General features: G+C 40.2%; 20 protein-coding genes. 2 read left to right on the forward strand and 18 right to left on the reverse strand.

Going from position 1 to position 20,973, the window contains the following annotated elements; all coding sequences use genetic code 11:
• Positions 1 to 53: 53 nt before the first annotated feature.
• From NSU19_RS13770 to NSU19_RS13785, 4 genes are all read right to left on the reverse strand, one after another.
• Positions 54 to 566: an adenine phosphoribosyltransferase gene (locus NSU19_RS13770; RefSeq protein WP_063387979.1), complete on the reverse strand. Its 513-nt coding sequence runs from the start codon at positions 564 to 566 to the stop codon at positions 54 to 56.
• A 20-nt stretch (positions 567 to 586) separates the two neighbouring features.
• Positions 587 to 2,965: a single-stranded-DNA-specific exonuclease RecJ gene (recJ, locus tag NSU19_RS13775; protein WP_339196921.1), complete on the reverse strand. Its 2,379-nt coding sequence runs from the start codon at positions 2,963 to 2,965 to the stop codon at positions 587 to 589.
• A gap of 521 nt (positions 2,966 to 3,486) precedes the next feature.
• Positions 3,487 to 5,709, reverse strand: a complete 2,223-nt coding sequence (gene secDF, locus NSU19_RS13780) for a protein translocase subunit SecDF (protein ID WP_339196923.1) — start codon at positions 5,707 to 5,709, stop codon at positions 3,487 to 3,489.
• Between the two features lie 45 nt (positions 5,710 to 5,754).
• Positions 5,755 to 6,048, reverse strand: a complete 294-nt coding sequence (locus NSU19_RS13785; protein WP_066249531.1) for a post-transcriptional regulator — start codon at positions 6,046 to 6,048, stop codon at positions 5,755 to 5,757.
• A 99-nt stretch (positions 6,049 to 6,147) separates the two neighbouring features.
• On the opposite strand from NSU19_RS13785, the gene spoVB reads away from it, so the two are divergent.
• Complete coding sequence (gene spoVB / locus NSU19_RS13790; protein WP_339196925.1) at positions 6,148 to 7,728, forward strand: stage V sporulation protein B; 1,581 nt, start codon at positions 6,148 to 6,150, stop codon at positions 7,726 to 7,728.
• 123 nt (positions 7,729 to 7,851) lie between these two features.
• Positions 7,852 to 8,241, forward strand: coding sequence for a TIGR04086 family membrane protein (locus NSU19_RS13795; protein ID WP_327847802.1), 390 nt, complete (start codon positions 7,852 to 7,854; stop codon positions 8,239 to 8,241).
• A gap of 44 nt (positions 8,242 to 8,285) precedes the next feature.
• Here the strand turns inward: NSU19_RS13795 and yajC are convergent, their stop codons facing one another.
• The 14 genes from yajC to nadB form a co-directional block, all read right to left on the reverse strand.
• Positions 8,286 to 8,555 carry a preprotein translocase subunit YajC gene (gene yajC, locus NSU19_RS13800; protein ID WP_063387973.1) on the reverse strand — a complete coding sequence of 90 codons (270 nt, stop codon included), beginning with the start codon at positions 8,553 to 8,555 and terminating at the stop codon, positions 8,286 to 8,288.
• Between the two features lie 21 nt (positions 8,556 to 8,576).
• The gene (gene tgt, locus NSU19_RS13805) at positions 8,577 to 9,722 is read right to left on the reverse strand and encodes a tRNA guanosine(34) transglycosylase Tgt (protein ID WP_063387972.1); all 1,146 of its coding nucleotides are present in this window, start codon (positions 9,720 to 9,722) and stop codon (positions 8,577 to 8,579) included.
• A gap of 39 nt (positions 9,723 to 9,761) precedes the next feature.
• Complete coding sequence (queA, locus tag NSU19_RS13810; protein WP_063387971.1) at positions 9,762 to 10,790, reverse strand: tRNA preQ1(34) S-adenosylmethionine ribosyltransferase-isomerase QueA; 1,029 nt, start codon at positions 10,788 to 10,790, stop codon at positions 9,762 to 9,764.
• A gap of 23 nt (positions 10,791 to 10,813) precedes the next feature.
• The gene (locus tag NSU19_RS13815; protein ID WP_063387970.1) at positions 10,814 to 11,014 is read right to left on the reverse strand and encodes a DUF2905 domain-containing protein; all 201 of its coding nucleotides are present in this window, start codon (positions 11,012 to 11,014) and stop codon (positions 10,814 to 10,816) included.
• A complete protein-coding gene (gene ruvB, locus NSU19_RS13820; protein WP_339196927.1) occupies positions 11,011 to 12,012 on the reverse strand; it encodes a Holliday junction branch migration DNA helicase RuvB in 1,002 nt (333 codons plus the stop codon). Before ruvB ends, NSU19_RS13815 begins: the two co-directional genes overlap by 4 nt.
• 10 nt (positions 12,013 to 12,022) lie before the next feature.
• On the reverse strand, positions 12,023 to 12,631 hold the full coding sequence (ruvA, locus tag NSU19_RS13825; RefSeq protein ID WP_339196929.1) for a Holliday junction branch migration protein RuvA: 609 nt from the start codon (positions 12,629 to 12,631) through the stop codon (positions 12,023 to 12,025).
• 100 nt (positions 12,632 to 12,731) lie between these two features.
• On the reverse strand, positions 12,732 to 13,241 hold the full coding sequence (locus NSU19_RS13830; RefSeq protein ID WP_339196931.1) for a BofC C-terminal domain-containing protein: 510 nt from the start codon (positions 13,239 to 13,241) through the stop codon (positions 12,732 to 12,734).
• 239 nt (positions 13,242 to 13,480) lie between these two features.
• A complete protein-coding gene (locus tag NSU19_RS13835) occupies positions 13,481 to 14,206 on the reverse strand; it encodes a YebC/PmpR family DNA-binding transcriptional regulator (RefSeq protein WP_144597700.1) in 726 nt (241 codons plus the stop codon).
• 110 nt (positions 14,207 to 14,316) lie between these two features.
• Entirely contained in the window at positions 14,317 to 14,985 is a 669-nt protein-coding gene (locus NSU19_RS13840; protein ID WP_066249549.1) for a YhcN/YlaJ family sporulation lipoprotein, read from the reverse strand.
• A gap of 95 nt (positions 14,986 to 15,080) precedes the next feature.
• Positions 15,081 to 15,821 carry an NAD(+) synthase gene (gene nadE, locus NSU19_RS13845; RefSeq protein WP_130156071.1) on the reverse strand — a complete coding sequence of 247 codons (741 nt, stop codon included), beginning with the start codon at positions 15,819 to 15,821 and terminating at the stop codon, positions 15,081 to 15,083.
• Between the two features lie 133 nt (positions 15,822 to 15,954).
• Positions 15,955 to 17,091, reverse strand: coding sequence for a SafA/ExsA family spore coat assembly protein (gene safA, locus NSU19_RS13850; RefSeq protein ID WP_339196934.1), 1,137 nt, complete (start codon positions 17,089 to 17,091; stop codon positions 15,955 to 15,957).
• 297 nt (positions 17,092 to 17,388) lie between these two features.
• Complete coding sequence (gene nadA, locus NSU19_RS13855; protein ID WP_339196937.1) at positions 17,389 to 18,501, reverse strand: quinolinate synthase NadA; 1,113 nt, start codon at positions 18,499 to 18,501, stop codon at positions 17,389 to 17,391.
• Entirely contained in the window at positions 18,498 to 19,343 is an 846-nt protein-coding gene (nadC, locus tag NSU19_RS13860; RefSeq protein ID WP_339196940.1) for a carboxylating nicotinate-nucleotide diphosphorylase, read from the reverse strand. The genes nadA and nadC overlap by 4 nt, the downstream gene beginning before the upstream one ends.
• A complete protein-coding gene (gene nadB, locus NSU19_RS13865) occupies positions 19,340 to 20,881 on the reverse strand; it encodes an L-aspartate oxidase (protein WP_144597696.1) in 1,542 nt (513 codons plus the stop codon). Before nadB ends, nadC begins: the two co-directional genes overlap by 4 nt.
• Positions 20,882 to 20,973 lie beyond the last annotated feature (92 nt).

The raw sequence follows: 20,973 nt of genomic DNA on the forward strand, positions 1-20,973 counted from the left end.
TGTTTTAAAAAAAAGCACCCATTAAGAGTGCTTCATTTATAGATTTGCGCCGATTAATATTTAATCAATGCTAATATATCATAGCCTTCAAGCCTTTTTCTGCCCTCAAGATAAGACAATTCAATTAAAAAGGCAATGCCGGCAACCTCTCCGCCAAGCTGTTCCACTAATTTAATGGTAGCTTCAATCGTCCCTCCAGTCGCCAGCAAATCATCGGTTATTAACACTCGCTGGCCAGGCTTAATCGCATCTTTATGAATGGTTAATGCATCTTTTCCGTACTCAAGCCCGTATTCCACCTTGATCGTTTCGCGCGGAAGCTTGCCTTCTTTTCGAACAGGTGCAAAACCAACTCCGAGAGAGTAAGCAACTGGGCAGCCGATGATAAACCCTCTTGCTTCTGGACCGACAACAATATCAATCTTCTTTTCACGCGCATATTGAACAATTTGGTCTGTTGCATATTTAAATGCTTCCCCGTTGTCCATTAATGTTGTGATATCTTTAAAAGAAATGCCCGGTTTTGGAAAATCTTCAACAATTGTCACGTATTTTTTTAAATCCATCACTCGTCCTCCTCGGTTGTTTACCATTCATGAACTTGTAAAAATTTATCGGCATCTCGTTTCAAGACTGCCTTTTCAAACCATTCCTTCAGTTCTTGATAAGAAGAATAGAGAAGCTGCTGTTCCAGTTTCATTTGATCCAGCTTCTGCTGATATGTTCCGGATTCTGATAAATCCCGTTTTTTCACCTTTTTGTTTAATGTAATCACACCATTGTTTATTGTAACAAATTCAAGTTCAAAAAACACCTTTGTCATAAAAAAGATCGTTTCTTTTGTCCAGCCACGGTATTTGGCTAAATCTTCCCCATATTTTTTGTAATCGAAAGAACTTTTTTTCGTTAAGAATGCGTAATACCATTTAAAATGCTCTCTTGTCGGCATTGTTTGAAAAAAGTGGTCTGCATGCTGATAAAAAATAGCATAAATTCTTTCAGGAATTCCTTGCTCAAATGCTGAAACAAGAAATTCGATTGCCTGGGGCATATCGAGAAATACAACATACTTATTGGAAACATCTATATTTTTGTAATCCTTTATTTCTGATATTATATGAATTTCATGAATGTACGGTTGATCTTTATATAATTTTATAGATTCTTCATGAAAGGCGATCAGCAATCGTTTTTCAGCAGGAAGTTTAGAGAGCAAAGCCTCCGTTCCTCTTGAACCTCGCCAATCAAAAAGCTGCCACGCTGGCACGGCAAGGTCTTGAAGCAATAGCTGCGGCTTTTTTACATAATTCCATTCGTTGATCGCAAGCTCACCGACAATAGAAACGTTTGCGAAAGGAGATATTTCTTCTGCCAATTCTCCCTGTCCAAAGCCGACGACATCTAATTCAAATTCCTTCTCCTCAATCTTCATTTTCAAATGATTTCCGTTTACCCCAATTTTTCTAACATCTGCCGCATTGACATTCTCTAGTAAAAAGAGCGGCTTCGGATTATCGACTCCGAAAGGGGCAAGCTTCTCCAGCTCTTCGACTGCTTTTATTGTGACATGCTCCAATGAACAGGCACATTCAATGTTTTTTACGGGAATAAAATCTTCATCTGAAAGCTGACTATTTGCAAGATCGATCATTTTTTGGCGCAGCTCGTCAATATGCTCTGCTTTCAGCGTCATGCCAGCAGCCATCGTATGGCCTCCAAAATGAGGGAGAAGCTCCCTGCATTCCGATAAGTTTTTAAATAGATCAAACCCTTGAATGCTTCGCGCAGACCCTTTGGCAAGACCTGTCTCACGATCAATGCTCAACACGATGGCAGGACGGTAAAATTTTTCGACCAATCTGGAAGCAACGATTCCGATCACTCCAGAATTCCAGTTTTCTTTTGCGACGACTAAAACAGGATTGTCTTCGATTGGAAAATTTTTCTCAATTTCCTTAATCGCTTCGTCCGTTATCTCTTGTACAAGCTTCTGCCTTTGCTTATTTAATTGATCGATTTCCTTAGCAAGCATATCAGCTTTTTCTTTATCATCTGTCAACAACAATTCAACGGCAGGATCGGCTTCTTGCAGCCTCCCTGCCGCATTAATTCTCGGTCCTAAAACAAATCCTATCGTTTCCTCATTTACGGAAGATTTGTCCACTCCAGCAATGGAAAGAAGCGAATTTATGCCAGGTCTTGTCGTCGTTTTTAATTTTTCAATCCCTTTTTTCGCAAGAAGCCGATTTTCTCCGTATAGAGGTACTAAATCAGCAATTGTTCCAATGGCTGCGATCTCTATCAGAGATTCTGGAACCTTTCCATAAAGGGCATGGGCCATTTTAAAAGCAACGCCTACACCTGCCAGCTCCTTAAAAGGATATGTTGAATTTGGCAATTTCGGATGAATGATCGCATACGCATCAGGCAAAACAGGCCCCGGTTCATGATGGTCTGTGATAATGAGGTCGATTCCAAGCCTTTTGGCTAAATCCGCTTCATTGATTGCCGCGATGCCGGTATCAACTGTTATAATCAGCCTGCATCCTTTTTCATGAATCATTCGGAAAGCATGTTCGTTTGGCCCGTATCCTTCTGAAAATCGATTCGGTATGTAAAAATCGACGTTTGCCCCCAATTCCTTTAATGCCGTCAACAGGACGGCAGTGCTGGAAACGCCGTCCGCATCATAATCACCGTATACGACAATCTTTTCACCAGCGCGGATTGCTGCAAAAATACGCTCACATGCCCGCTCCATCCCATCCAACAAAAAAGGATCATGAAATGAAGGTTCCTTTATATGTAAAAACTCTTTTGCTTCTTCAACATTTTGAATGCCGCGATTCACAAGTAATCGAGCAGTCAAATATGTAATATTCAAAGAGTCGATTAATGCTCGAACAGCCTCTTCGTTGGACTCATCCCTATATAAACGATTCCAACGAAATTTAGATCTCAGCATGATTTCACCCCTCAACTTCTCCTATTATACAGAACGAAATGAAATGTTTTCAAACACTATTTTTAAGGTTATGTTTCTTCATAAGAAAGAGAGGGGCTGTCCGATGAGTTCCTAAAATGAAGGAGTTTGGAGAAATACATTGTGAAGGACAAAAATAATCGAATAAAATTTGTAAATGTCCTTCATAGAAGCAATGAAGTCCAACTGGAATAAATTGTATGCACTGAATGTCCGTCATAAAACTTTTGGAGAACGTAATGAAGAAAGAGAGCATAAGAAGGGGATGTCTAATAAGTCGTTTTTACGGCTTATTGACGCTCCCATTAATGTTTTAGAAATGTTGATATATCGGTGTTTATGATTTTTTGTTTTCAATGGCGATTTGACTTTCAAAGACAGCCCCTAAACACAAGATAGGAAAAATAGTCTGTCCGATAAATCCCTAAAATGAAGGAGCCCCAAAAAGTCAGTTAACCCTGACTTTTTGGACAGCCCCTTCGAACTTTTACAGCGGCTGTTCACTAGTTTTCTTTTACAGAACGTTTTTCAATTTGCTTCCATTTCCAAACGAGCCAAAGCTGGCTGGCGATAAACAAAGAGGAATAAACGCCTGCGATCAATCCAACCAACAAAGCAATCGAGAAATTTAAAATGGACGAGCTTCCGAATAAAATGAGAGCGACAACAGCAAAGATCACGGTTAAAACGGTGTTAATCGATCTTGTAAAGGTTTGCCGCAAGCTTTTGTTGACAATTTCCGCAAGCTGCTCAAATGTTTTTATTTTTTTCGCTTTTCCCATGTTTTCTTTTATACGGTCAAACGTAACAATCGTATCGTTGATCGAGTAACCAATAATCGTCAACACGGCCGCGATAAATGTAATGTCTACTTCAAGACGGGTGATGCTGAAAAAGGAAATGATAAAAAAGGCATCGTGCAATAGGGCAAGCACAGCTGCAAGCGCCATATAAAATTCAAAGCGGATGGATACATATATGATAATCCCAATGGAAGCAATTGCAACACCGATGAGAGCATTTCGCGCCAGCTCTTTTCCGACTGTTGGCGAAACCGTGCTTATATTTGGCTCTATCCCATACAGCTCTGTGAAATGTTCTTTTACATTTGAAATCGTTTCTTTATCAAATGCGCCTACAAATCGTACAACTGCTGTGCTTTTATCATTACCAGATAATACAATTTCATCCGGCTTAAGCCCGATTGATTTGAACTCTTTTTCGATTGTATCAGCCGATAGCGGCTCATTTGTCGCTAGCTCGACCCGCGTTCCGCTCGTAAAATCGATGCTTAGATTCAATTTAGCAACAAAGAGGATGATGATGCCTGCGACAATTAATACACTTGATAAAACGAAAAACTTCTTCCGATGTTTAACAAAATCAATATGATCAAAGCGAGTTGGGACATCGGTATCTTTATTCGTTTTCGTAATATCCAAAATATCGCTTTTCCTCACGCCAAACCAATGCGGCTTTTTGTCAAATGCCCGGCTCTCTACGAGCAATCCGAGCAGCAATCTACTTAAATAAATCGCCGTAAGGAAGGATATAATAATGCTGACAATGAGCATTGTCGCAAATCCTTTTACAGAGCTTGTTCCAAAAATAAATAAAACAACAGCTGCGAGTATTGTCGTAATATTGGCATCAAAAATGGTTAAAAGCGATCTTTTGTTTCCTGCTTTAAAAGCAGATCGGACACTTTTTCCAAGCTTTAATTCATCCTTAATTCGTTCGTCTGTAATAATGTTCGCGTCAACTGCCATCCCAACCCCTAAAATAAGGGCGGCGATCCCCGGCAATGTAAGCACCGCATGCATCCAATTGTACACAACTAAAATGAGGTATATGTATGAAACAAGCGTGATAGATGCGATCAATCCCGGCAAGCGATAGTAAAAGATCATGAACAGCATAATGAGGCCTACGCCGACGTAACCCGCATAAATGGTTGATTGCATCGCTTCTTCCCCATATTTTGCCCCGACAGAAGTTGAATAAATTTCGTGCAGCTTCACTGGCAATGCACCAGCATTCAGCAAACTTGCTAATTGCTGCGCTTCTTCTACCGTAAATTGTCCTTCAATCGTGACGGTAGTCGTATCAAACACTTCATTTACGTACGGATCGGACAAAAATTTCGGATTCGCTTTTGCTGCTTCTTTTTTATACGAGTCGCCTTCTTCCCAATCAAGCCATATGATCAGCTTATTTTCAGGCGCCATTTTTACTATTTTCTCTGTCACTTCTTTAAATTTTTTCGCATCCTTTAGCTCAACGACAACGTTCGGTTTACCGTTTTGGTCAAATGATTGCTTGGCACCGCCTTGCACTAAGTCTGAACCGTTTAGTAATTCTTTGTCATTGACATCACGAAAGGTCAGCTCTGCCTGCGTCGACAAAATTTTCCGAGCTTCAGTCTGATCCGTCACGCCTGCAAGCTGAACGCGAATTCGGTCATTCCCTTCTATTTGGATATTTGGTTCGCTCACTCCAAGAGCATTCGCCCTTTTGTCCAGCGCTTCAACTGCACTTAAAAGGGCTTGACGGTCAATTTTATCTCCTTTATTTACCGGCTTCACTTCATATAAAACTTCAAAGCCGCCTTTTAAATCAAGACCAAGCGTAATGCCTTCTACGATTGGTTTTGTCGTTGCGCCAGTCAAACCTAAAAGGGCGAAAACAATGATAAAAAATGATATAATTCGGCCTTTTTTTGCCATGTTGATCCTCCTCAAGCTTATATGCGAAACATCGCCTTATCATCTTTAGGTTAATTCTTTTAATATTTCTTGTCCTTCTTTACTATCTAACCATTTTGCATCTTTCATAAACTCAATGGTCGTATAATTCATGAAATCGGACACTTTCACTGACATAATCCCTTCTACTAACCGATGTACTCTGACACCCTCAATTTTTTTCCATTTTTTTCTTTTCAAAAAAGCCCACAATTCATCCTCTGTCATTTTATCGTATCCATACAGCCGGAATTCTTCGAGCTTGCTTTTCAAAAACGGCCTTAAATACTTGCGATAGGCATCTACCGAATAGTTCTCCACTTTTATGCTCCTTTCTTAAAAGGTTGTCATGCCTGTACTTCGAGTCTGCATATAGTAATTGTATATGATATCAAGTTTTTTGAGAAGGCAGGGAGAAAAATGCCGAAGCAAACCTTTTTAAAAGGAATGCTCATTTTAATGACGGCAGGCCTCATCACAAGAATTCTCGGTTTTATTAATCGAATTGTCATAGCCAGAATGATTGGAGAAGAAGGGGTTGGCCTCTACATGATGGCGATGCCTACGTTTGGCCTTGTCGCAGCAGCTACACAGCTCGGTTTGCCGGTTGCCATCTCCAAGCTGGTCGCGGAAGCGGATGCAATAGGAGACAGCAAAAAGGAAAAAAAAATACTGGTTGTATCTTTAACAATTACGTGCAGTTTAAGCATTATCATCGCACCGCTTGTGTTGTTTTCCGCCTCATATATTTCTGAAACATTGCTTACAGACCCAAGAACATTCTTTCCTTTGATTTCCATCACTCCTGTAATTCCTATTATTGCTGTATCCTCTGTTTTGAGAGGCTACTTTCAAGGAAAACAAAACATGACGCCTGCGGCATTCTCCCAGGTGCTTGAGCAAGCGGTCAGAATCGCCTTTATCGCCGTTTGTACAAAAGCTATGCTGCCTTACGGAATCGAATATGCAGCCGCTGGCGCCTTTGTTGCGGCAGCAATTGGAGAACTTGCTTCCTTACTTTACTTACTAATAGCGTTCCGTTTCAAAAAGCAAATTCGAGTGAGAAAATCGTTTTTCCGTTCGTTAAAAAAGGGAAAAGAAACATTCAGTCAGCTCATGAAAATTGCCCTGCCGACAACCGGCAGCCGATTTATCGGCAACATTTCATGGTTTCTCGAACCGATCGTTGTTTCACACAGTTTACTGATCGCCGGCGTTCATTCATCTTTAGCTACAAAACAATATGGGGAATTGACGGGGTATGCGCTTCCTTTATTAATGCTTCCCTCTTTCATAACTTTTTCGCTGTCAACATCATTAGTGCCCGCATTAAGCGAAGCGATTGCCCAAAAAAGGATTCGATTAGCAGAATATCGGCTGAGGCAAGCTTTAAGGCTCTCGCTTGTTACAGGCGGACTAGCAGTTGTTATTTTATACGTGTACGCTGAACCGATCATGATCTTTATGTATGGAAATGCTCAATCTGCCATCTATGTGAAAGTTATGGCTCCTTTTTTCATCTTTTATTATTTCCAAGGTCCACTGCAAGCAGCATTGCAAGCATTAAATTTAGCAAAAGCAGCGATGACCAACAGTTTAATCGGTTCCATTTTAAAAACAGCGCTCATTTTTGTTTTCGCAACTAGGCCTGAGCTCGGCATTATCGGCGCAGCTCTTGCCATTATAAGCGGGTTTATGATCGTTACTCTTCTTCATTATGCAACGGTGCTGAAAGTGTTTAAGTTCACAATTTATTTAAGAGACTATGTTCTATCTTTTGCAGCCATTTTCTTAACAGGTTGGATCTCCTATCATATTTACGATATCTTATTGGAACAACTGCATTTGCTGCCAAAGTTAATGTATGCATGCATGATCACAACAGTTATTTACAGTCTGTTTCTTATCATCTTTCGACTAGTCGAAAAGGAAGAAGTAAAGCGAATTCCCCTAATCGGTCCGTATATAGCAATCTTTATTCCGATGCAGAAAAATCGTTAAAATCTATCCGTTTCATTCCTTTCACCCTGATCTGGCAATTTTAATTCTAAATCTTTTTTTTATGAATATGCTTGTATAAAAGTGATTACCCTTGTACGGGTGAACATGGGAGGAGATGAATGGATGATTGAAGCAAAGCGGTGGGGGAAAGCTGTATTTTACGGTGTTTTTACCATTTTGATCATTGCTTTGATTTCCAGTTTTCTTTTATCTATTTTATTACGATTTACTAGTTTAACAGAAGATTCGCTCTTTTGGGTCATCACATCTATAAGTTTTTTAGCCGTTTTTATCGGAGGTTTTATAGCTGGCGGAAAAGGTAAAGAAAAAGGGTGGCTTTTAGGCGGTGCGACAGCGGTTGCTTACACGGGAATTGTGTTGTTGTTTCAATTTTTAGGTTACGGAAAAACGCTTTCGCCAGAATCGCTATTATATCACGGTGGATTTTTAATCACTTCAATAGTTGGAGGAATGCTGGGAGTCAATATTTCGTCGCCAAAACGGCAGGCTTAAAAAGAAAAAGGCTGACATTTAAGTCAGCCCTGTTTTTTGTAGAACTATGATTGTTCTACGACTTCTCTCACAGCATTTCGGTCAAAAGTTAAGCGGGAGCCGTCTCCCGTACGGATGACGATTTTATCTTCATCCAATGAATCAACCGTCCCATGCAAACCGCCAATCGTTACGATTTTATCACCCTTCTTCAAGTTTGCCTGCATGTCACGGATTTGCTTTTGCCTTTTTTGCTGAGGTCTGATCAACAAAAAGTAAAAAATAGCAATCATCAGCACAAAAGGCAGCACTGTTGCTACAAAATTCTCCGACATTTCTTCACCCCTTTCTAAGCATTAAAAGTTTTTCGCATTTGGTTTATTGAATCCGTACCGTTCAAAAAATTCTTCTCGGAAATCTCCTAAACGGTCTTCACGGATTGATTCCCTAATCTGCTCCATTAATTTTATCAAAAAATAGAGATTATGGTAAGATGTTAATCGAATCCCAAATGTTTCATTGCTTTTAATTAAATGTCTGATATAAGCACGTGAATAATTTCGGCAAACGTAGCAATCACAAGATTCATCCAATGGACCGAAATCGCGCGCATATTTCGCATTTTTTACGACAAGCCGACCTGTTGATGTCATTAAGGTGCCGTTGCGCGCAATTCTAGTAGGAAGCACGCAATCAAACATATCAATGCCCCGAATCGCTCCATCTATCAGTGAATCTGGAGAACCGACCCCCATCAAATAACGAGGTTTGTCGCTTGGCAATAAAGGCACGGTAAATTCTAGCACACGATTCATCACTTCTTTCGGTTCACCGACAGAAAGACCACCAACCGCATATCCCGAAAAATCAAGCGAGACAAGATCGCGTGCGCTTTGCTTCCGCAAGTTTTCATATTCGCCGCCTTGTACAATTCCAAACATCCCTTGTTCATTTTCTCTTTTGTGAGCTGCTAGACAGCGTTCAGCCCATCTGGAGGTTCGTTCTACAGATTGTTTCATATAATCAAATGATGCCGGGTAAGGCGGGCATTCGTCAAATGCCATTATAATATCTGATCCGAGAGCATTTTGGATTTCAGTTGCTTTTTCTGGAGATAAAAACAGCTTGTCCCCGTTTAAATGATTGCGAAAATATACTCCCTCTTCTTCAATTCGCCGGAATTCGCTTAAGCTGAACACTTGAAATCCGCCGGAGTCGGTTAAAATCGCTCCATCCCAATTCATAAAAGAATGGAGACCTCCTGCCTCCTTAACGATATCTTCCCCTGGTCGGAGCCATAAATGGTATGTATTGCTCAAAATGATTTTTGCGCCAATTTCTTTTAATTCCTCCGGTGACATAGTTTTGACGGTCGCCAATGTTCCCACAGGCATAAACACCGGAGTTTCAAACGAACCGTGAGGTGTATGTACGATTCCAAGGCGGGCGCCTGTTTGTTTGCATGTTTTGATCAGTTCATATCGAATAGGTGGCTTATTCAATGAAAGCCCCTCCTTTATTCAGTGTACCTCTATTCTGTTTCAAATAATCAGCATGGCATCTCCAAAGCTGAAAAAACGGTATTTTTCCTTTATAGCCTCCTCATACGCGCGAAGAATTGTTTCTCTTCCAGCCAGCGCACTGACAAGCATGATCAGAGAAGACTTAGGAAGATGAAAATTTGTAACGAGTCCGTCTATTCCTTTAAAATTGTAGCCCGGATAAATAAAAATGTCTGTCCAACCGCTTTCTTCGACAAATTTGCCTCCATGTTTTCCAGCAATTGTTTCCAGCGTTCTAGTTGAAGTCGTACCGACTGCGATAATACGTCCTCCCTTTTCTCTTACTTCATTTAATAAGCGGGCCGTTCCCTCTGTCATTTGATAAAATTCCGCATGCATTTTATGTTCTGTAATGTTTGTGCTGCTGACTGGACGAAATGTCCCAAGCCCGACATGCAGCGTTATAAAAGCGATATGAATCCCTTTATTTTTTATATTTTCGAGTATTTCATCTGTGAAATGCAAACCTGCAGTCGGTGCAGCTGCTGAACCAATTTCTCGGGAATAAACGGTTTGATATCGTTCTTTATTATCAAGCTGCTCTTTAATGTATGGGGGCAATGGCATTTCCCCAAGCTGATCCAAAATTTCCAAAAAAATGCCTTCGTATTGAAATTCAATGATTCTACCGCCGTGTTCAAGAGTTCCTACACATGTTCCTTTTAAAAGGCCGTTTCCGAAATTTAATGTTGTCCCTACTTTGACTCGCTTTGAAGGTTTTACAAGGGTTTCCCAAACATTCCCTTCTTTTTCTTTTAGCAATAAAACTTCCACTTTGGCCCCGGTTTCTTCTTTCACCCCGTACAATCTGGCCGGCATGACCCGCGTATCATTTAAAACAAGGCAATCACCCGGAGATACATACTCAATTAAGCTTTTAAATCTGCTGTGCGTAATATCTCCGCTTTTTTTATCAACAATCATTAATCTTGAAGCATCCCTCTCCTTCAACGGAGTTTGGGCAATCAGCTCCTCTGGCAATTCGAAGTCAAATAATTCGATATTCATCCTGTTCACCTAGCTTCTGTCCATTATTTAAACCGTCCTAAAAAAGAAAAAATGAACGTTAAAAGCAAACTAATGACAATGCATGTGACAATCGGAAAGAAGAAGGTGAAATTCCCTTTTTTTACCACGATATCTCCTGGCAGTCTGCCGACAACTTGCATAAATAAGCCGATAAAAAGCAAAATACCGCCAAGCACCATCAATAGCTTTGGAAATTCCGTCATCTTTTCGGCACCTCCATTTGAAAATGTTTATACACAAGATCTGTTACTATTCTTCCCCTCGGTGTTCGCCGAATAAAACCGATTTGCAATAAATACGGTTCATAAACATCTTCAATTGTGTGCGCTTCTTCACCGATTGTCGCTGAAATGGTCTCAATTCCAACGGGTCCTCCTTGGAATTTTTCAATGATCCCTAAAAGAAGTTTATGATCGATATGATCCAATCCAAGTTTATCCACTTGCAAACGCTCCAAGGCGTCTTCAGCAAGATGGGCGCTGATTTTTTCAAATCCGAGCACTTGCGCAAAATCCCTGACCCTTTTAAGAAGTCTGTTCGCAATTCTTGGCGTTCCCCGCGATCTTCTGGCTATTTCAACGGCTGCCTGCTCTTCAATCTCGATATTTAACAGATTGGCCGTTCGTTTGACTATCTTTGAGAGCTCGTGCTCTTGATAATATTCCAAGCGGCTTAACACACCAAATCGATCCCTTAAAGGAGCAGTTAATAAGCCAACTCTAGTTGTTGCACCAACAAGTGTAAACGGTGGCAGATCCAACCTGATCGTACGGGCGCTTGATCCTTTTCCAATGACGATATCTATACAAAAATCTTCCATCGCTGGGTACAAGACTTCTTCGATCGAACGATGCAGCCGGTGAATTTCATCAATAAATAAAACATCCCCCGGTTCTAAAGAAGTGAGAATAGCCGCTAATTCTCCCGGCCGTTCAATCGCGGGCCCTGAAGTATGGCGGATATTCGTCCCCATCTCATTTGCGATAATCGTTGCAAGTGTTGTTTTCCCGAGCCCTGGAGGTCCATATAAAAGAACATGATCCAACGTTTCTTCTCTAAGCTTTGCCGCTTCAATAAATATTTTTAAGTTTTCCTTAATCTTTGATTGACCGATATATTGATCGAAAGATTGAGGACGAAGGCTGAATTCAAAATCTTTTTCTCCCGCTTCAGCTTCGCCTGCAACAATTCTTTCCTCCATTGCTATCACCTTATTTCAAAAGCAGTTTCAATGCTTTTTTCACATATTGATCAGTTGAGAGCGATTCACCTTCCAATGACGGCTTGATTTTTGCTATCTCTTTCTCACTGTATCCTAAAACTTTCAGTGCATCGATCGCTTCCATAAGCGAATGATTGCTATGTTTTTGGTCTGTTTGTACCTGATTAGCTAACATGTTGGAAGACGGTTCTGAAACGAATTCGACGAGCTTCCCTTTTAAATCTAAGATGATTTGCCTCGCTGTTTTCTTTCCGACACCAGGAAATTTTACTAAAAATGCTTCATCTTCATTTTCAATGGCCTCCACTACTTGCTTTGCATCCCCATAAGCCAGGATCGCCAGAGCACCCTTCGGACCGATTCCTGTTACGTTTAAAAGCTTGGAAAAGAGAGTCTTTTCTTCACGGCTTGAAAATCCGTACAGAGCGAGGAGATCCTCCCTTACATATTGATATGTATAAACTGTCACTTCTTTTTTTATATGTTTTTGATAGTTGAAAGGATTGGGAGTGAAAATTTGAAAGCCGACTCCGTTCCGATCGATCACAATTGAATCTATTGATATATGATCTACAACTCCGCGGATAAACTCAATCACTGCGTTCACCTCTCATCACTTAACCTATTTTAACATAAAGAACTCGCTCCGTCAGGGATAGAACTGCAAAAATAAACCGATGCAAAAAGCATCGGTCCTTTTATTTGAATTCATCAGCAGAATAAGCTTTAAAGGTATTGATGACATTTAAATAATTCTCTTTATTTTTTACGGGAATTCCTCTTTTTAGTTGCAGGTGGCGATAGCTTTCCAGTTTTTTTATATCGATCTGGAAAAAAGACTGAATGACCTCATGATCTGCGTCAGGCTTCCCGTTAAAAATCGACAAAGTCCCGTCTTCCATAATACCGAAAAAACCATTTGTTTTTAATAAAGGAGAGAGGTCATCAATTTGCTTTTGAAAGACAATTTCGTCGCCATCCTGACGAACAACCTGCCAATCTTGATATTTCGCAATTACATCTGCGATAGAATGATGATGTTCTGTTTTGACCTCTTCGCTCACTTCGCCATCAAGATAAACTCTTCTCAAGATGACTTCAACTGTCGAGGAATGATGATTCGCATTTGCGAAAGATGCTTCAGGATGGAAATGACAAAAAGCTAAGATCATCAAAGTATAACAAAAGAGGCAAAATACCTTTTTCACATGCCACCACTCCTGAACTTATAACACATTTGTTTTTATTTATTGTAGCCATCATGAGAAGTTTTAACCCTTAGTCCTGATTCTTCATCTTATTACATATTATGGAAATTACCTTGTATATCATGGCATGCTTGTATATTAATACGTTTCAATTAGAAAAAGTAAAATGGATAACTTAACAATTTCTTTTTTTTTCGGCTGTTAGATTTTTTAAATCGTTAATATCAACAAATTTTCAATCACTCATCTTCCTGCATATTATGGAAGACTTCTTGGACATCGTCGTCATCTTCAAGGACATCGATTAATTTGTACATTTTTTCAGCTGTTGTTTCATCTAGTTGCGTGTACGTTTGAGGAATCCATGTGATTTCCGCTGTTTCCAGTTTATATCCTTTTTCTTCTAAAGCGGTTTTTACATTATTCAAATTTTCAGGAGCGGTATAAATTTCAAACGCCTCACCTGACGCTTCTAATTCTTCTGCTCCAGCGTCAATTGCTTCAAGAAACAAGTCATCCTCTTCAATTCCGTTACCATCAATAACAATATATCCCTTTCGTTCGAACATATAGGATACACAACCAGTTTCTCCTAAGTTTCCTCCGTTTTTATTAAAGGCAGTACGAACACTTGTTGCTGTACGGTTTTTATTGTCCGTCAGACATTTTACCATTACAGCGACACCGCCGGGACCATATCCTTCATATGTAATTTCTTCATAGTTGGCTCCATCTTGGCTGCCGGTCGCTTTTTTAATTGCTCGTTCTATATTATCGTTCGGCATGTTGGCAGCTTTAGCCTTGTCAATGGCAAGTCTGAGGCTCGGATTCGCGTCAGGATCTCCTCCGCCTTGTTTAGCCGCAACATAAATTTCTTTTGCCAATTTCATAAAAATTTTGCCCCGCTTCGCATCTTGGGCATTTTTTCTTCTTTGAATATTTTTCCATTTAGAATGTCCTGCCATTCTAAAAATCCCCTCTCATAAACAAATCTCGATTTTTAATATAACATATTTTATTTAGCGGGAAAAATTGTTCTTCACAAAAGAAACAGGGAGGAGTTCTCCCTGTCTCGTTAGCGGTTATTTCCGTCAAAAGGCTCTGTTACTGCTTCTCCAATATCATTGAATAGACGTTGGATATCTTCCCCTACATCCGTACCGTTATTCAAGTTATTATTAATGTTTCGCACACGAGTAAAAGTTTCCTCGTCTGTTACAATATGGATGCTTTTATTTCCAGCCAGTCTTGATACAACTCGTTTGGCTCGATTTTTTACGTTCTGTTCGTTTCGATCAGTTGTATTGATCGCTACTACAACCCTGTCATTTGTTACGAGCGTATCAACATCCTGCACGTTTTTCAGCCGGCTTACCTGATCAGAAATTCGTTCGGCTAATTGAGCATTATTCGAGCCCACATCCCGTAAATGATTATGATAATTGACATCGCTTCTTTGGAAGCCGTTGTTTCTTCTATCGTTCACTGTCAGCGAGCGGTCTCTATTGCGGTCATTTGCATCGCGGAGCATATCATTGTCATCCATTCCGCCGTCAAACATTTCAGTGATCGGTCCATCATTATCAACGTAATCAAAATTGCGATCCCGATCAGCTGAATAGTAGCCAATTGGTGCTGCACCATTTCGATCACGGTCATCCAATGCACCATTATTGTTGTTGCACGCCGCAAGACCAATTGTCATAAAAGAAAGGGCAATAGCTGCGGAAACTGATTTTCTCAATGAAAAAACCCCCTGAAAAACAATTTGAGCATAATAGCTCATCCATAGCTTGTTCTTTCAGGGGAGGTTTATTGCTGTTAGTTCCCGGCAATTAATTAAAATTTTGGCGGTGCTGCCGCTAAATTTCGTTTATGCTCAGAACGTCTATGCAGCGCTTCAATGATTTCTTTATCTTTCTCAGGAATTTCCTCTCCCTTTAAAAATTTGTCAATCATATCATATGTTGTTCCCATTTCGTTTTCATCCGTTTGTCCTTCCCACAAACCGGCGCTTGGAGCTTTATTAATAATTTCATCCGGAACTCCTAAAATTTTTGCCATTTCCCTTACTTCGCCTTTTGTAAAATGTACAAGAGGAACAAGGTCTACACCGCCGTCTCCGTATTTCGTAAAATAGCCTGTATACCATTCAGCTGCATTATCTGTGCCAACAACCATGTAACGATAATTGTTTGCCACAGCGTATAATGTTGTCATTCTGAGCCGCGCGCGCGTATTCGCGTCGCCTAATCTTGATGCTTCTTCATTCCAATCGTTTTTAGCTTGAATATTTTTTTGAATGGCGTGAAAAAGCGTTTCATGAGTTTCGGTCAAGTCGATCACCATATAATCAATGTTGCAGCTTTTCACTACTTTTAAAGCATCTTCTTGATCTTTCGGATTGCTTTTACATGGCATGATTAGGCCAAGCGAATGCTCAGGAAACGCTCGCTTAATGAGATGAGCAACTACGGCGGAATCAATTCCCCCGCTTATTCCAACAATTGCACCGTTTAATCCTGCGTTTTTTACTTGATTTTGAAGCCATTCGATTAGTTTTGCAATTTTTTCCTGCATTATGTCATGCACCTTCCTTAGCATCATTTCTTTTTATTATCTATTGTATCATATTGTATTTTACGAAAAATAAATCATGTCATGAAATTTTCAAAGAAAAAAGAGACGATTTTTATCATCGTCTCCAATAAAATTAATCTTCATCTTCTTCATCTTGCGGTGCAACGAACTGGTTATAATCATAGTAAGGCACAGCATAAGGGTAATGCGGTATTCCATATGGTACAAATGGAGCCGCTCGATATCCATAAGGTACAGGACCTCCGCAGCCGCAGTCATCCTGATGACTCGGAAAAGCTCCAGTATGAGGTATATTCTCTGCAAATTCTTGATTTTCCGCCGCCTCCGGGCTTACCCATTGACCGTGCGGTATTCCATAAGGTGCAGCATAAGGTGTCGGCGCCAATCCTGATCCTGGATATACAGGAGATACCGGATGGCATCCTAAGAATGGAAACGGTGGACAAAGAACAGGATATGGTACACATGGAACTACGGGTTGCGGACTGTATTGTATTGGTGAAACGTTTGGCGGAATGTTAGGTGCAACGTTTTCGTAACCATACGCTTCATCATATTCATCATCATCAAAATCTTCGCCATATTGTTGTGGGCTTACAAATTGATTCGGGGCAGGGTTCGGAATATTTGGCCAGACAGGCGCGTAATAAGGCTGCCATTGGGCTCCATAATATGGATTGACATTCGAAAATTGCGGATTCGTCATATCTTTGTTGTCCTCCTCTTTATTTTCTTCTCCTTTACCCAAAACTTCATGAAACACATTTTCAGGCTTTTTCGGAAGCTGCGGTTTGGAATCTTTTGAAGCATAGGGATGCGTTGGAGCCTTTTCCGCTTCTTCATGGATATTCATCATCGGCATATTGAGCATAAAATAATTGCTTACATCAGTTTTTTTCGGATAGTAAGGCTGATAAACTTTTGGAACGGGAGGCACATATGGTTTAGACGGCTTCTCCTTTGCTTCCGGTTCCTCCGTCTCAATAGGAGCAACAGGTTTTTCCTCTGCAAAAGGATGTTCCTTTGCTTCCTTTTTAAAAGCTACTTTTGGCACTTCTTTCTTTAATTCATGTTTCACTTCCTTTTTAATTGGCACATCGCCAGTTGGAATTTTTATTTTCATTCCTGGCATAATAAGATCAGGATTGCTCAATTGGGAATTCAACTTTTTTAACTCCTGGAAATCGACTCCATATTTTTGAGCAATTTTCCATAGTGTATCGCCTTTTTGAACAATGTGGATTTTCACTGTTTCCCCCTCCTGTGAAAACGTACTGCCTATACAACTTTCGAATCAAAACATTCATAAATCTTCTTCATCACAACTTATGCAAATTTTAGTGGGATTATGATTTAAAAATGAAGGCTAAGAAAAACGATCCTCTTTTTTAAAAGCCAATTGATATCGATATCAGTACACAGCTGCTGATTTATGCTGCAAAAATACAAAAATAAAAATACCCGGGGAGGGGCCCCAGGCATTCAAATTGTTCTTCGTACTTTTGCTATCCCGTATGCATATGGGAAATTGCAATATTTTTCCTTTTTATGAGCTATGATCCAGCATGCGATTTAATGCAAGAACTGCATACTCTTTAATTGATTCATCCACAATGATTTGATTAATTATTTTTCCTTTATCGATTGATTCCAGCGCCCAAACTAAGTGGGGCAGATCAATTCGATTCATTGTTAAACACGGACACATATATGGATTTAAAGAAACGATCTCTTTGTCGGGATTATTTTGTATTAACCGATTCACTAGATTCATTTCTGTTCCGATTGCCCACTTGCTTCCTTTCGGGGAGTTTTGAATCGTATCAATAATATATTTCGTGGATCCCGAATAATCGGCCATCTGAACAACCTCAAATGTACATTCAGGATGAACAATAATTTTCATATCGGGATATTTGCTGCGAATATGTTCAATATTTTTTACTGTAAATTTCTCATGCACTGAGCAATGGCCTTTCCATAAGATGATGGCGACATCTTCCCTTGTTCCATCATAATGCAGCTTTTGTTCAATCGGATCCCAGACAGCCATCTTATTAAGGGGAATACCTAGTTTAAAGGCAGTATTTCTCCCTAAGTGCTGATCAGGTAAAAACAAAATTCTCCTTTTTTGCTTCAGCGCCCAAGCCAGCATCGTTTCAGCATTTGAGGAGGTTACCGTTGCTCCGCCATTTTTACCGACAAAAGCTTTAATCTCTGCTGATGAATTGACATATGTTAATGGCAAAATCGTGTCGTCAAAAAGCTCTTGCAGCTTGCTCCAAGCGGCTTCTGTTTGTTTGATATTTGCCATATCTGCCATCGAACAGCCAGCTCTCATATCCGGAAGAATCACCTTTTGATAAGGCGATGTCAGCATGTCTGCTGTTTCTGCCATAAAATGAACACCACAAAAGACAATATATTCGGCATCTTTTGTTTCTTGCGCTATTTGTGCCAGCTTTAACGAATCTCCTGTTACATCTGCAAATTGGATCACTTCGTCTTTTTGATAATGATGACCTGGGATCATCAGTCTTGTTCCGAATTTCTTTTTGATTTCTATCACACGGTTTTCCAATTCTTCCACAGATCGATGTTTATAATCTTCAGGCATCATTTCTGTTTTTGAAGCATCCAACAATTCAAAAAGATTCATAGCTCATTCCTCCCCGAAAAAGATAAACTAATGTCTATTGAAGGTGCTGAATGGGTAATAAACCCAAGCGATATGAAATCAACATTTGTATCTTTGTAATCCGCTAAATTTTTTAACGTAATTCCGCCTGAAGCTTCTGTAATAATGTCAGGCGGAGTCATATCAACAAATTTTTTCACTTGTTCAGGCGGGCAATTGTCAAACATGATAATATCGGGATGTACTGAAATTGCTTCTTTCAATTGCTCTTCCGTTTCAACCTCCACCTCAATTTTCACCATGTGACCGACTCGATTTCTTGCCCTTTCAACTGCTTTTGTAATCGAACCGCAAAAGGCAATATGGTTGTCTTTAATCATCACCCCGTCATATAAACCAAATCTGTGATTATATCCTCCCCCTATGCGGACAGCATACTTTTCAAACATTCTCAGACCAGGTGTTGTTTTTCTTGTATCACAAATTTTTGTATGCGTTGAATTTAACGTCAGCACCGCTTGTTTTGTCAAAGTTGCGATCCCGCTCATTCGCTGCAGCAGATTTAACACTACGCGCTCTCCTTGTAAGATGGAACGAATAGAACCTTTTATGACGGCAATCTCTTCCCCCGCTGTCAGCTCATGTCCATCTTTTACAAACATGTGAACTTCAAGGTTGGGGTTTAACATCGAAAAAGCGGTTTTCACCACGTTTTCTCCACAAAAAACTCCGCTTTGTTTTGCTTTTATGACGCCCGATCCTCGGTCGTTTTCTGAGAAAATCGCATCGCTGGACAAATCATTGTCTCCTATGTCTTCCATAAAAAATTGCTTCAATGCCTGCTCGAGTTTTATTTGATTCATGTTTCAACCGCCCCTATCCTTTGCTCGTTTGTTTGTACAATTCGTTTTTCCAGCCATTCAGGTTTTTCCCCTGGATAATCGATCCTGAAATGGCCGCCGCGGCTTTCCTTTCGTAAAAGAGCTCCTTTAGCTATTAAATATCCGGCTGTGATCATGTTAATCCGTTCGATTTCTTCAATTGAATAACTTATAGCATTTAATGGAAAATATTTGACATATCGCTTCAGCCATGAAACAGCCCATGCCAGTTCTCCATGCGTCCGTTCGATTCCAACCCATTTTGTCAATATTTTGCGTATTTCTCCTTTTTCTGGAACCTCTGTTTTTTCATGTTCGTTCCAATGGAAATCCCCAAAACTCTCCTGTGAAGACAGCCGCTGATCCAGTATAAATTTTGCAATCCTTTTTCCGAATACAAGACCTTCTAAAAGAGAATTTGATGCTAGACGATTTGCCCCGTGGACACCGGTACACGCCAATTCGCCTACAGCATAAAGCCGATCGATATTCGTTCTGCCGACTAAATCGGTTTCAATTCCGCCCATTAAAAAATGCATGCCAGGCACTACAGGAATTTTCTTCTCGCTCAAATTTACCCGATTTTGCCGACACATCTCAGCAATCGTCGGGAAACGTTCGGAAAAAAATTGAATTTCTGAAATATCCAAATACACTTGATGTCCATCCCGATATTTACGATAAATTGCACGGGCAACAACATCTCGAGGAGCCAAATCACCTAATGGGTGAATTTCGCTCATAAATCTTTGCCCCGTTTCATCAATCAATACAGCGCCTTCTCCCCTGACCGCTTCAGAAATCAATCCTCTGCATGTCCCGTTTATATAAAGCATTGTTGGATGAAACTGTGTAAACTCCATATCGATCAGCCTGCATCCAGCCCGAAAAGCAATGGCAAGTCCGTCTCCCGTTGCGTTCGGATGATTGGATGTCCATTCATAAGCTTGACCGCAGCCGCCGGTTGCCAAAATAATATGGGAGGCTGTATAGACATGTATATTTTCATCTGCTGTTTTGGTAATAATGCCAACTGCCCTTCCGTCCTTTACAACGACATCACAAACAAACTGATATTCATTGATTGTTATCCGGTTTGTTATTTTTTTCAAAAAATGCTCTACCATTTTCCTTCCCGTCGCATCTCCTCCTGCATGGAGAATGCGGCGAAAGGAGTGCGCCCCTTCATTTCCTAAATCCACATTTCCTTGCTCGTCCTTGTCAAATGGAAAGCCCTCATCCATAAGGGATGAAATAATTTCCTTTCCTTCTTGCACGAGCAGCTCAACTGCTTCCTTTTTATTGTGGTAGCGCCCAGCATATAATGTATCTTCATAATGAAGGCAGCTATGATCATTTTCATGTATGGCACATGCAATTCCACCTTGAGCCAAATGAGAATTAGAACTAGTTTTCATCGTTTTTGTAATCATTAATATGTTCATTTTTTCACATAATTCGCTTGCAACCGTTAATGCGGCAATACCGCTTCCGACGATGATGACATCATAATGGGTCATCAACAACCCCCCTTATAAATTTACACATGTCTTGACACATATATTTACACAAAAATACAATATTGACAAGAGGAATTTTTCACAAAATTTTT

This window comes from Aeribacillus sp. FSL k6-2211 (assembly GCF_037966125.1).
Taxonomy (GTDB): domain Bacteria; phylum Bacillota; class Bacilli; order Bacillales; family Aeribacillaceae; genus Aeribacillus; species Aeribacillus composti.